This is a genomic window from Uliginosibacterium sp. 31-12 (assembly GCF_030548425.1).
GTDB lineage: Bacteria > Pseudomonadota > Gammaproteobacteria > Burkholderiales > Rhodocyclaceae > Uliginosibacterium > Uliginosibacterium aquaticum.
On sequence record NZ_JAUOOA010000002.1, the window covers coordinates 11,913 to 24,194 of the forward strand.

Consider the following 12,282-nt stretch of genomic DNA (forward strand, 5'->3'; position numbering starts at 1 on the left):
GCCCGGCACAAGGGCGTCCGGGTAAGCCCTATGATAGCATTGGTGCGGCTTTGCACCATCTGCAAGACCGTGATTGCCGCGCAACGAAACCCTCGGAATGAATCCATGAGTGCCTACTGGAGCGATCTTGTTCATCGCCTGACCCCTTACGTGCCGGGCGAACAGCCCAAGATTGCTAATCTGGTCAAGCTCAATACCAACGAGAACCCTTACGGCCCCTCACCCAAGGCCTTGGCCGCCATCGCTAGCGAAGCTAGCGATGCGTTGCGCCTCTACCCGGACCCGAACTCCGATCTTTTCAAGCAGGCGGTCGCCCGCTTTTTCGCCGTGGAGCCTGCCTGCGTATTTGTCGGCAACGGCTCGGACGAAGTGCTGGCGCATGTCTTCATGGGTCTCCTGAAACACGACAAACCCCTGCTTTTCCCGGACATCACCTATAGCTTCTATCCGGTGTATTGCGGGCTCTACGACATCGCCTACGAAACCGTGGCCCTGGACGCGCAATTCGGCATTTGCGTCGACGACTATCTCGGCCGTGAAGCGGGCGCGATCATCCTCGCCAATCCGAACGCCCCTACTTCGCGTCTGCTCCCCCTGGCAGACATCGAGCGCCTCGCTGCAGGCCAGCCGGATGCGGTAATCGTCATCGATGAGGCTTATATCGACTTCGGTGGAGAAAGCGCCGTGGGTCTGACCCGCAACCACCCGAATCTGCTGGTCATCCAGACGCTCTCCAAGAGTCGCTCGCTGGCTGGGCTACGGGCCGGCTTTGCGGTCGGTCAGGCGCACCTGATCGAGGGACTGGAGCGCGTCAAGAACAGCTTCAACTCCTATCCACTGGACCGCATGGCCATCGTTGCCGCCGCGGCTGCCATGGATGACATCGCCTGGTTTGAGGACACCCGCCAGCGCGTGATCGCCAGCCGCGAAAAACTCAACACCGAGATGCAGGCACTGGGTTTCGAAGTGCTGCCCTCGGCCGCCAACTTCATTTTTGCACGTCACCCAAAGCGCGATGGCGCCGAACTGGCACAGGCACTCCGCGCCCGGGGCATCATCGTGCGCCACTTCAAGCTACCGCGTATCGATCAGTTTCTGCGCATCACCATCGGCACTGACGCGCAATGCTCCCTGTTGGTCGCCGCACTGAAGGAAATCCTCAGCTGAGTTTGCGCGTCTTCTTGCACACACCACTACGGGGATCAAAGGCGTCGAACCATAACTCCTTGCGCTGCAAGGGCTTAGGGTTAAGGAGATTGTAGTTCTCAAGCAGGAATACGCGCCGCTCGCAAAGGCGCGCACGCTTGAACACATCTGCGTAATGCTGCTTGAGCATGCGCAACAAGCTGCCGTCTCGCACCATACTTTCGAGACCCGCAGAGAGGCGTTTGTGCAAGCGCGGATGGGCCGGCGAAACAAACACATAGCCCGGCAGAGGAAACTTGAGCAGGATGTCCTGCTCGACACGCAAATTGGGAGACGCTGATCGAAGCTCGTCGAACTCGGCAAACACTTCATTCAGGCCACGCGGAAAGTAATCAATTTTCCCTGCCAACAGCCGAGCCACCAAAGGCTTGGCGCTCTCCTCCGTGTAAACCGCAAAGCCAGCAATCTCCAGCACTCGCCGCGACGACCAGGCCTCTCCCACCCCCACCCGCAACGCTCTCAGCTGATCAAGGTTCCCTACTGCGCTGAGCTTCGGCTGCACTTCTGCAGTTGTCAGAGCAATCCGGTAATTCGACAGGCCCATATCCGGCGCAATATAGATCGGCAGAAGCTGCAACTCCCAAGAAGGCTGAGTTGCGACGACCGAAACATTGACCTCGTCACCAAGCAGCATCTTGCGTAGTTGCTCTTCACGGCCCACGGGCACTTGCCGGGTCTCGATGCGATATGCGCCATAGCTTGACCTGGTTCGTCGCATCGCCTCATCCAGAACCCGTCCAGCGTAGTCATGCCCAGCGGCGCCCGTATCCTGGAGTGGGCCAAAACGGCGTAAAACATCCTCTGCAAGAGCCAGATTGGAAAAAAAGAGAAGGGCTGCGAGCGGCAGAACACTGCTCAGCAAGGAGGAAAAAGACATACGGCACCAAACTAACTTTCAGCACCTCAATCTACCCTAGAGCATTATTGCCCCCTACTGCACTGACGGGCTATCCACCCGCCCTATTCAAGCCAGATGAGGGAAGCCTGTCGCCCCGACTGAGTACCGTCTCGACGCGCCGAGAAAAAAGCGTCCGCTTCGTCATAGGTGCAGCGATCGCCACCATACACCTGCGTCACCCCCATTAAAGCCAGGCGCTGCCGTGCCAACAGATACAGATCAGCCTGCCATTTCCCCTGCTCCTTGCCCGGCAGGAAGGCCTCCGCTGCCGCGGGCGTATGCGCCAGGAAAGCCGTCCGCACTTCATCACCGACCTCGAAGCGAGCCTGCGAGATGGCAGGGCCGAGCCAGGCCATGATCGACGTGGCCGGTACCTGCATGGCGCGCGCGGAGTTCTCCAGCACGCCCCCCGCCAACCCTCGCCAGCCTGCATGTGCTGCCGCCACGGCTGTGCCGGCAATATCACAGAGCAGTACCGGCAAACAGTCGGCCGTCATCACACTGCAGATCTGGTAGCTCATGCGCGCCACGCTGGCATCAGCCTGCGCATCGGGGCATGTGCAGGCTGCATTGACGACGGTAGAACCGTGCACCTGCTCCAGCCACAAGGGCTCCATGGGCAGCTTGGCTACCAGACGACGGCGATTCTCCAGCACGTGCTCAAGTGAATCACCAACATGCTTGGCCAGGTTCAATGCAGCATAGGCCCCGGTGCTCACACCACCCCAGCGCGTCGTAGAAACGGCTCGAACCTTTTTCGGTGCAGGCCAGTCAGGCGTAATGAATTTCAGCTCGGGCATATCCAGGCGTATCGATCCGTAGCCCGGATGCAGCAAAGCGAAGCCCGGGAGCGTCCACAACACATCCCCGGATCCGGCTTGCAGCCTTCACCCGGGTTACTTTATTTGCGATATTCAGCCGACTTTGCGTGAGCCTGCAGGCCTTCACCATAAGCCAGTGTTGCAGCAACTGGGGCCAGTTCAGCGGCACCGGCAACTGACATGTGAATGATGCTGGTACGCTTCTGGAAGTCATAGACCCCAAGCGGCGAAGAGAAACGTGCGCTGCGCATGGTAGGCAATACGTGGTTTGGCCCGGCACAGTAGTCGCCCAACGATTCAACCGAACAGTGCCCGACAAAAATGGCGCCAGCATGGCGAATCCGCTCAATCCAGGGCTCGGCATCTTCAATGGCGAGCTCTAGATGCTCCGGCGCGATACGGTTAGCGATCTCACAAGCTTCGCCGAGACTCGCCACCTTGATCAGTGCACCACGATTCTTCAGTGAGGCGGCAATGATCTCGTGCCGCGGCATTTCCGGCAGCAGTCTGGCAATCGAGGCAGCAACCGCGTCGATAAAAGCGTCGCTGGTGCACAGCAGGATGGATTGCGCCACTTCATCGTGTTCGGCCTGGGCAAAAAGATCCATCGCCACCCAGTCCGGCTCACCCGTGCCATCCGAAATGATCAGCACTTCCGAAGGGCCGGCGACCATGTCGATGCCCACCGTGCCAAATACGCGGCGCTTGGCTTCAGCCACATAGGCGTTGCCTGGACCAACGATCTTGTCGACCTGAGGAATCGTCTGCGTGCCATAGGCCAGCGCGGCCACAGCCTGTGCGCCACCGATGGTGAACACTCGGTCCACGCCAGCAATGGCCGCGGCGGCCAGCACCAAGGGGTTACGCTCGCCACGCGGGGTCGGCGTCACCATGATGAGCTCGCCCACGCCCGCCACCTTGGCCGGAATCGCGTTCATCAACACCGAACTCGGGTAGCTGGCTTTGCCTCCCGGCACATACAGGCCGGCACGATCCAGCGGCGTGACCTTCTGCCCCAGTCGCGTGCCGTTGTGCTCGGTGAAGCTCCAGGATTCGAGCAGTTGCTTCTCGTGGTAGCTGCGCACGCGAGCGGCAGCGATATTGAGCGCGCTGCGTTGCTCCGGCGTGAGGCTATCGAGCGCTTCCTGTAGGGCTGATTTGGGTAGCTCCAAAGCGGCCATATCTGCCACATCAAGCTGGTCAAAGCGGTTGGTAAATTCGACCACCGCCGCATCGCCCCGCGCGCGCACCGCCGCCAGCACTTCGGTCACGGCCGCATCGACACGCGTATCAGTGCTGTTGTCGAAGGCCAGCAGTGCGTCTAGCGCAGCGATAAAGCCAGGCTCAGCAGCGCTCATGCGGCGAATCTGGCTCATGGCTTGACGGCTCCGGCAAAAGCTTCGATCACGGGTTGCAACAACTCGCGCTTCATTTTCAGCGAAGCCTGATTCACGACCAGACGTGAGCTGATCTGCATGATCTCCTCGACCTCGCGCAAATTGTTGGCGCGCAAGGTACCGCCGGTCGACACAAGATCGACGATGGCATCGGCCAAGCCCACCAGTGGAGCCAGCTCCATCGACCCGTATAGCTTGATCAGATCCACGTGCATGCCCTTGGCTGCGAAGTGCTCGCGGGCAATCTTGATGTACTTCGAAGCCACGCGGATACGCGCACCACGCTGCACGGCAGCGGCATAGTCGAAATCATTCGGCACAGCCACGCTCATACGGCACTTGGCGATATTCAGATCCACTGGCTGATACAGCCCTGCCCCTCCATGCTCGATCAGGGTGTCCTTGCCGGCGATACCCAGATCGGCCGCACCGTACTGCACATAGGTCGGCGTATCGGACGCACGCACGATTACCAGACGCACATCAGCACGATTGGTTCCGATAATCAGCTTGCGCGAAGACTCAGGATTCTCGACCGGCTCGATGCCGGCCGCAGCGAGCAGCGGCAAGGTTTCCTCAAAAATGCGACCCTTGGAAAGCGCCAGGGTAATACCGTTGTAAGTGCTCACAATCCCGTCCTCAGCTGGTGCGACGCACGCGCGCGCCGAGTGCAGCCAGTTTTTCTTCCAGCTTTTCGTAACCACGATCAAGGTGATAGATGCGCTCGATGGTGGTTTCACCTTCCGCCACCAAGCCCGCAATCACCAGGCTCGCCGAGGCGCGCAGATCGGTCGCCATCACCGTGGCACCTTGCAGTTTTTCGATGCCGGTCACGAAGGCCGTGCTGCCATCAATCTTGATATTGGCACCCAGACGCTGCAACTCCACCGCGTGCATGTAGCGATTCTCGAAAATCGTCTCGCGGATGATCGACGAGCCCTCCGCCACGCAGTTGATAGCCATGAACTGGGCCTGCATGTCGGTCGGGAAAGCCGGATAAGGCGAAGTGCGCAGGCTCACGGCCTTCAAGCGCACTGGCGCCGTGATGCGAATCGCATTGCGCTCCGACATGACCTCACAGCCAGCATCCATCAGCTTGTCGACCACAGCATCGAGATACGCCGACGAGGTGTTCAGCAGACGTACATCACCAGCAGTGACGGCCGCTGCGCACAGATAGGTGCCGGTCTCGATGCGGTCCGGCATGATGCGGTGTGTGGTGCCATGCAGACGATCAACGCCCTTGATGCGGATCACGTCGGTACCGGCGCCGGAAATCTGTGCCCCCATGGAGACAAGGCAGTTGGCGAGATCGACAACTTCCGGCTCGCGTGCGGCATTCTCGATCACCGTTACGCCCTCGGCCAGACAGGCCGCCATCATCAGATTCTCGGTGCCGGTCACGGTCACCATATCGGTAAATAGGCGAGCACCCCGCAGACGCGGCGACTTGGCCAGCACATAGCCGTGCTCGACCGACACTTCAGCGCCCATCGCCTGCAGACCCTTGATGTGCTGATCCACCGGGCGGGCGCCAATCGCACAACCACCAGGCAAGCTCACCTTGGTCTCACCACAACGGGCGAGCAGCGGACCGAGCACCAGGATTGCCGCTCGCATGGTCTTGACCAGCTCGTAGCTCGCCACCGGATTGCTGATCACAGCAGCGTTCAGGGTCACCGTATCGCCGTTGCGCTCAACCTTCACGCCCATATCGGCCAGCAGGTGCAGCAAGGTACCGATGTCCTTCAGTTGCGGCACATTGGTGAAAGTCACCGGTTCGGCGGTGAGCAGCGCAGCGCACAGAATCGGCAAAGCCGCATTCTTGGCGCCGGAGATGCTGATTTCACCACTCAGGCGGGCACCGCCTTCAATCAGGAGTTTGTCCATGTCGTTCAGTGAAAGGGAAAAGAGAGGTGAAAAGGCTACAAACCCTTGCCTGCCACTCGTTCCCCGTATTCCTCTTCAATGGCCCGCAGGCCGGTTCAATTCAAAGGGTTTTCTGCAACTCGGCCCACTGGGCCGGGGTATAGGTGGTGAGCTGCAAGGCATGAATTTCGTTGCCCATCAGGCTGCCCAGCGTGGCGTACACGGCCTGATGCTGGCGCACGCGCATCTTGCCCTCGAATTCGGCACTCACGACGATGCCGGAAAAATGCACGCCGTCATCACCTTCGATGATTACGGTGTCGCAGGCTAGCCCCTGCTCGATCAAACGCTGGATTTCGCTGGCTTGAAACATCATTCAACCTCTCAGTTTGTAACCACGCTGCAGCATGTTCAGACACATCCCGGCCAGCGCCAGCAGCGCGGCGCTCACGATGGCAAGGCTCAACCAGGGCGACGCGTCGGAGACGCCGAAAACGCCGTAGCGGAAACCGTCGATCATGAAGAAGAACGGGTTGAAGTGCGACAGTGCCTGCCAGAAGGGCGGCAGCGAGTTGATGGAATAGAACACTCCGGAAAGCATAGTCAGCGGCATGATCAAGAAGTTCTGGAAGGCCGCGAGCTGATCGAACTTGTCCGCCCAGATCCCGCCGACAACACCCAGTGTGCCCAGCAAGGCCGCGCCCAAGACCACGAAAGCCAGTGCCCACAGAGGATGCGCCACTCCGGTCCAGCTGAAAAATAGCGACGCTAGCCATACCCCACCGCCCACCACCACGCCTCGGACGATGGAAGCAATGACGTAAGCGGCATAGAACTCCAGCCAGGAGATCGGCGGCAGCAACACAAACACGATGTTGCCGGTGATCTTGCTCTGGATCAGCGAGGACGAACTGTTGGCAAACGCGTTCTGCAGCACACTCATCATCACCAGTCCCGGAACCAGGAAGCTGGTATAGCTGACGCCATCGAAGGGCTGCAGACGGCCTTCGAGCACATGACCAAAAATCATCAGATAGAGCACCGAGGTGAGTACTGGCGCCCCCACGGTCTGGAAACTGACTTTCCAGAACCTCAATGTTTCTTTGTAAAGCAGAGTGCGGAAGGCAATCATGCCGTGACCTCCGCATTCATGATTTCGACGAAGGCCTGCTCCAGATCGGGACGCGCGACTTCAACCTCCAGAATCCCAGCCCCGGCTTCACGAACCGCAGCCAGCAAGCTTTCTATCTGCGCATGGCGCTCGAAGGGAATCTGCAGCACACCGTCCTGCAACACCGCACCCTGCGTCTGCAGCGAAGCCGGCAGGCAATCAAGTCCCGCCACCCGGAGCTTGAGGGCATGGTGGCTGACACGGGCAAGAATGTTCGGCGTGGTATCAAGCGCGATGACACGCCCAGCCTTGAGCATGGCTATCCGCCCGCACAGCTCTTCAGCCTCTTCCAGGTAGTGCGTGGTCAACACGATGGTGTGGCCCGCCTCGTTGAGCTTGCGGATGAAGACCCACAGGGTCTGCCGCAATTCCACATCGACGCCGGCCGTGGGCTCATCGAGCACGATCACCGGAGGTTTGTGCACCAGTGCCTGAGCCACCAGCACCCGGCGCTTCATGCCGCCAGAGAGCTGGCGCATGTTGGTATCGGCTTTACTGGTGAGGTCTAGGCTGGCAAGCAGCTCGTCGATCCAGTCATCATTGCGACGGATGCCGAAATAACCGGACTGGATGCGCAGCAACTCGCGCACCGAGAAGAAAGGATCGAAAACCAGCTCCTGTGGCACCACACCGAGGCTACTGCGTGCGGCACGGTAGTCACTCACCACGTCATGCCCCATCACCCGGATCGAACCTGCAGTGAGACGCTGCAAACCAGCGAGCGCGGAGATGAGGGTGGTCTTGCCGGCACCATTAGGCCCCAGCAGACCGAAGAACTCACCTTGCCGGATTTCGAGGTCTACACCAGCCAACGCCTGCAGCGAGCCAAACTGCTTGACTGCCCCGCATACCTGGATGGCGGGAGAGTCAATGCTGGACACTGGTGCGGCTACCGTCGGCGGAAAGTTCAGGAAAAAGGAAGGGCGTTACGCTATACAGGCTGGCAAGGCTGACAAATGCAGCCGGGGCCGACACAATAGACAGCTGCTTGCCCGCTGCCAGTGCAGCCCGCTTCCAGCTCAGCAACACGGCAATCGCGGACGAATCCACGGCTTCGATACCCGCAAGATTCACCACGCGATCGGCCTGCACGACCAGCAGTTCGCCCTCCGGCTGCAGCTCCGGCACTGTCTGCTGATTCATGGCCCCCGTGATGAAGAGCTGACCGTCGCGTTCGGAAATCACTTCTTGACCACCTCGGCTTGAGCGTTCTTGGTCTTCAGGCTCTTGATCAGGCCGTCGATACCACCAGCCTTGATCTCCTGCGCGAATGTTTCGCGATAATTGGTCACCAAGCTCACTCCGGCCACCATCACGTCGTAAACCTTCCAGCCCTCAGCCAATTTTTCCATCTGGTAATCGATCGACACCGGTTTGGCGCCGGCCTGCTTGACCTCGGTACGCACGATCACATCGCTATCTGCGGCTTGCATGCGGATCGGCTTGAAATCAATGGTCTGATTCTTGTATTGGGCCAGCGCATTTGAATAGCTGCGCACCAGCAGGATCTTGAATTCCGCCGTCATCGCATCTTTCTGCTCGGCCGAAGCATTCCGCCACTCGCGCCCCATGGCCAGTGCTGTCATGTGACGAAAATCGAAATGCGGCAGCACTTTGGCATCCACCAGCTCGAAAATGCGCTTCTGATCACCCGACTGGATGGACTTGTCGGTACGCACGATCTCCAGCACTTCGTTCATCACACGCTTGGCCAGCGCGTCCGGCGCCTCCTGCGCCACGGCCTGGAGGGCAAAAACCGACAGCAACAGACTCGACAGGAACTTGATCAGTTTCATTCTCTACTCCTTGAGGGAAGTGGCTCAGCGGTAGTCATCGTCTTCACGCGGCGGCCGGCCATCGTAAATCTGGCTCTTGCGGCGCTGCAGATAAAAACCTCTGAGATAGTTGTATTTATCAAGCGCAGCGTCTTCCAGCACGGACTCCGCACCGAGCAGACGCGTACGCGTATCAACAAACTTGGTTACGTAGCCGGCATTACGCATCGGCACGCTTTCGATGAAGTAATCGGGATAGTTCGCCAGCTTGTCCACCACGAAACCACCAGCATCACGTACAGAACTGGGGCCAACCAGCGGCAAAACAAGATAGGGGCCACTCGGAACCCCCCAGCGCCCGAGAGTCTGACCGAAATCCTCGTCATGCTTCTCCAGGCCCAGCTCGGTCGCCACGTCAAAGAAACCAATGATGCCGATCGTGGAGTTGACGGCAAAACGGCTCAAATCATTCAAACCATCCCTCGGCTTGCCTTGCAGCAGGTTATTCACCCCAATCCACACGTCTTCCAGATTACCGAAGAAATTGCTCACATTGCTACGCGTGGGCAAGGGCACGCTGGCCCTGTAAACCTCGGCAACGGGTTTGGCGGCGTAGTCATCGAGATTGTCGTTGAAAGTCTGAACCTTGCGATTCATGCTCTCCCACGGATCATCTGGATGACCACTCGTGCTGGCACAGCCGCTCAAAGCGAGCAGTACTAACAAACAAAGCGAAAGCAGACTGCGGGCACTCACTTCAGCAGACCTCAGTTACCGGTTTTGACGGAAGAGCCTTCGGCCGTACTGAACATGAACTGACTGATCAGTTTTTCCAGCACGACAGCAGACTGGGTTTTCTTGATCACTTCGCCAGCAGCCAGCGTCTTTTCATCACCGCCTGGCTCGAGGCCGATGTACTGCTCACCCAGCAGGCCGGAGGTATTGATCGTCGCGAAAGTGTCCTGCGGGAAGGCGTAGCGCGCATCCATCTGCATGGTCACGTTGGCCTGATAGGTCTGCGAATCGAGCACGATCTTCTCCACCCGGCCAACCACTACCCCGGCACTCTTGACCGGAGCACGGACCTTGAGGCCGCCGATATTGTCGAACTTGGCTTGCAGCTCGTAGGGGTCGCGCAGCTTGCTGCCGCCCAGGTTACCTACCCGCATTGCCAGAAACAGCAAGGCGCCAAACCCGATCACCACAAAAATACCCACCCAAATGTCGATGGTAGTGCGCTTCATATCCGTCAGCCCCTGAACATAAGAGAGGTCAAAATGAAATCCAGCCCGAGGATGGCCAGCGAGGAGGTCACCACGGTACGCGTGGTTGCGCGCGAAACGCCCTCTGCCGTGGCATCCGAGTCATAGCCCTCGAACACCGCCACCCAGGACACCGCCACCCCAAACACCACGCTTTTCACCACGCCGTTCAGGATGTCACGCTTGAAATCAACCGAGGCCTGCATTTGGCCCCAGAAACTGCCGGTATCCGTGCCGATCAGCACGACCCCCACAATGTAGCCGCCCAGCACTCCCATTGCCGAAAACAGTGCAGCCAGCAAAGGCATCGAGATCACGCCGCCCCAGAATCGCGGAGCAACCACGCGCGCAATCGGGTTCACCGCCATCATGTCCATCGCGTCGAGCTGCTCGGTGGCTTTCATCAGACCAATTTCAGCCGTAATCGCCGAGCCCGCACGACTGGCAAACAACAAGCCCGCAACCACCGGCCCCAGTTCGCGCACCAATGACAAGGCTACAAGCACACCCAGCGCCTCTTCCGAACCGTAGCGCGCCAGCGTGTCATACCCCTGTAAACCGAGCACCATGCCGACAAAAAGGCCGGACACCATGATGATCACCAGCGACAGCACGCCGGAAAAATAAACCTCGCGCAGAGTCAGATGGATACGCCTGAAACTCGTTCCAGAAGCCAGCAAGACTGCTACGAAAAATCGAGTGGCGAAACCCAGGTGCCACACAGCGGCCGTGGTGCGCGCACCAATGCCCTGCAATACAGACAACACAGACTCAAGCACGGCTCACCCCCAGCAAGGCAGTTTCGTAGGGCTCGGCCGCCACCTGGAAGGGCACCGGACCATCTGCCTCACCCCACACGAACTGATGCACCCAGGGATCGGTAGAGGCGCGGATTTCATCCGGCGTCCCTTCAGCCACAACCTTGCCTTCAGACAGGAAGTAGATGTAATCGACGATCTGCAGGGACTCATGCACATCGTGGGTCACCACTATCGAACTCGCCCCCAGCGCATCATTGAGCTTGCGGATCAGCTGACCGATCACGCCCAGCGAAATCGGATCCAACCCGGCGAAAGGCTCGTCGTACATCATCAGCTCAGGGTCCAGTGCAATGGCCCGCGCCAGCGCTACTCGCCTGGCCATGCCACCCGAAAGCTCGCTGGGCATCAGGTCCGCCGCACCGCGCAAGCCCACCGCATGCAGCTTCATCAGCACCAGGTCACGGATGATTGGCTCCGAAAGCCCCGTGTGCTCGCGCATCGGAAAGGCAACGTTATCGAACACGGACATGTCGGTGAACAAGGCGCCAAACTGGAACAGCATGCTCATGCGTCGGCGCAAGGCATACAGCCCCTCTCGATCCAGCGCCGGCACGCTCTGACCACACACATTGAGCTCACCTCCGCGCGGCTTGAGTTGCCCGCCGATCAGACGCATCAGCGTGGTCTTGCCACAGCCGGATCCGCCCATGATGGCCACCACCTTGCCACGCGGCACAACCAGATTCACGCCTTGCAGCACGTCACGGTCGCCATATCCAAAGCGCAGATCGCGCACTTCAACCAAAGAAGGAGTTTTGCTCTGTGTGTTCAAAGTATCGGCTGCTGTCGGGGGCTCAGCGGGGGAAGCGGATTTTAGCACGCCACGTTTGCGCGGCAGCGCACACCCATGACTAGGAATCCGCTTTCTCGCGATATGAAAACGAGGAGTTAATATACATACATCCGTGGATGTATGTAAGTCAAAATCTGCAAAAGCTCGCCAATACGGGATCAAGGGTGACAGGCCTCAGAGCATCCATCCTCAAGCTCGCCGCCGGTCAGGGCAATCGAATACGCTACACTGGACACACCCCTGTTCACCATCCAGATTGCCGCCACTGC

15 protein-coding genes are annotated in these 12,282 nt (G+C 59.2%); 1 reads left to right on the forward strand and 14 read right to left on the reverse strand.

Annotation, left to right across the window (positions count from 1 at the left end; translation table 11 throughout):
- Positions 1-105 precede the first annotated feature (105 nt).
- Positions 106-1,167, forward strand: a complete 1,062-nt coding sequence (gene hisC, locus Q3Y64_RS05285) for a histidinol-phosphate transaminase (RefSeq protein ID WP_101941223.1) — start codon at positions 106-108, stop codon at positions 1,165-1,167.
- On the opposite strand, the gene Q3Y64_RS05290 is transcribed toward hisC, so the two are convergent.
- The 14 genes from Q3Y64_RS05290 to Q3Y64_RS05355 all read right to left on the reverse strand — a co-directional run bounded on the left by Q3Y64_RS05290 (position 1,160) and on the right by Q3Y64_RS05355 (position 11,992).
- Positions 1,160-2,083 carry a hypothetical protein gene (locus Q3Y64_RS05290; RefSeq protein WP_101941224.1) on the reverse strand — a complete coding sequence of 308 codons (924 nt, stop codon included), beginning with the start codon at positions 2,081-2,083 and terminating at the stop codon, positions 1,160-1,162. The genes hisC and Q3Y64_RS05290 overlap by 8 nt on opposite strands.
- Before the next feature lie 83 nt (positions 2,084-2,166).
- Positions 2,167-2,967: a peptidoglycan editing factor PgeF gene (pgeF, locus tag Q3Y64_RS05295; protein ID WP_368506644.1), complete on the reverse strand. Its 801-nt coding sequence runs from the start codon at positions 2,965-2,967 to the stop codon at positions 2,167-2,169.
- 38 nt (positions 2,968-3,005) lie between these two features.
- Positions 3,006-4,301 (reverse strand): histidinol dehydrogenase, encoded by a 1,296-nt coding sequence (gene hisD / locus Q3Y64_RS05300; RefSeq protein WP_101941225.1) that lies wholly within the window; start codon positions 4,299-4,301, stop codon positions 3,006-3,008.
- On the reverse strand, positions 4,298-4,933 hold the full coding sequence (hisG, locus tag Q3Y64_RS05305; protein ID WP_303560608.1) for an ATP phosphoribosyltransferase: 636 nt from the start codon (positions 4,931-4,933) through the stop codon (positions 4,298-4,300). Before hisG ends, hisD begins: the two co-directional genes overlap by 4 nt.
- Before the next feature lie 28 nt (positions 4,934-4,961).
- Positions 4,962-6,212: a UDP-N-acetylglucosamine 1-carboxyvinyltransferase gene (gene murA, locus Q3Y64_RS05310; RefSeq protein WP_303560387.1), complete on the reverse strand. Its 1,251-nt coding sequence runs from the start codon at positions 6,210-6,212 to the stop codon at positions 4,962-4,964.
- Positions 6,213-6,312: 100 nt separating this feature from the next.
- A complete protein-coding gene (locus Q3Y64_RS05315) occupies positions 6,313-6,564 on the reverse strand; it encodes a BolA family protein (RefSeq protein WP_101941667.1) in 252 nt (83 codons plus the stop codon).
- 3 nt (positions 6,565-6,567) lie between these two features.
- Positions 6,568-7,323, reverse strand: coding sequence for an ABC transporter permease (locus tag Q3Y64_RS05320; RefSeq protein WP_303560388.1), 756 nt, complete (start codon positions 7,321-7,323; stop codon positions 6,568-6,570).
- Complete coding sequence (locus tag Q3Y64_RS05325; protein WP_303560609.1) at positions 7,320-8,234, reverse strand: ABC transporter ATP-binding protein; 915 nt, start codon at positions 8,232-8,234, stop codon at positions 7,320-7,322. The genes Q3Y64_RS05320 and Q3Y64_RS05325 overlap by 4 nt, the downstream gene beginning before the upstream one ends.
- Positions 8,230-8,547: a lipid asymmetry maintenance protein MlaB gene (locus tag Q3Y64_RS05330; RefSeq protein ID WP_101941228.1), complete on the reverse strand. Its 318-nt coding sequence runs from the start codon at positions 8,545-8,547 to the stop codon at positions 8,230-8,232. Before Q3Y64_RS05330 ends, Q3Y64_RS05325 begins: the two co-directional genes overlap by 5 nt.
- On the reverse strand, positions 8,544-9,158 hold the full coding sequence (locus Q3Y64_RS05335; RefSeq protein WP_101941229.1) for a phospholipid-binding protein MlaC: 615 nt from the start codon (positions 9,156-9,158) through the stop codon (positions 8,544-8,546). The genes Q3Y64_RS05330 and Q3Y64_RS05335 overlap by 4 nt, the downstream gene beginning before the upstream one ends.
- 24 nt (positions 9,159-9,182) lie before the next feature.
- On the reverse strand, positions 9,183-9,893 hold the full coding sequence (locus tag Q3Y64_RS05340; RefSeq protein ID WP_303560389.1) for a VacJ family lipoprotein: 711 nt from the start codon (positions 9,891-9,893) through the stop codon (positions 9,183-9,185).
- Positions 9,894-9,904: 11 nt separating this feature from the next.
- A complete protein-coding gene (gene mlaD / locus Q3Y64_RS05345) occupies positions 9,905-10,381 on the reverse strand; it encodes an outer membrane lipid asymmetry maintenance protein MlaD (RefSeq protein WP_303560391.1) in 477 nt (158 codons plus the stop codon).
- A 5-nt stretch (positions 10,382-10,386) separates the two neighbouring features.
- Positions 10,387-11,166 carry a lipid asymmetry maintenance ABC transporter permease subunit MlaE gene (gene mlaE, locus Q3Y64_RS05350; RefSeq protein WP_101941232.1) on the reverse strand — a complete coding sequence of 260 codons (780 nt, stop codon included), beginning with the start codon at positions 11,164-11,166 and terminating at the stop codon, positions 10,387-10,389.
- 4 nt (positions 11,167-11,170) lie between these two features.
- On the reverse strand, positions 11,171-11,992 hold the full coding sequence (locus Q3Y64_RS05355) for an ABC transporter ATP-binding protein (RefSeq protein ID WP_101941233.1): 822 nt from the start codon (positions 11,990-11,992) through the stop codon (positions 11,171-11,173).
- Positions 11,993-12,282: the final 290 nt, after the last annotated feature.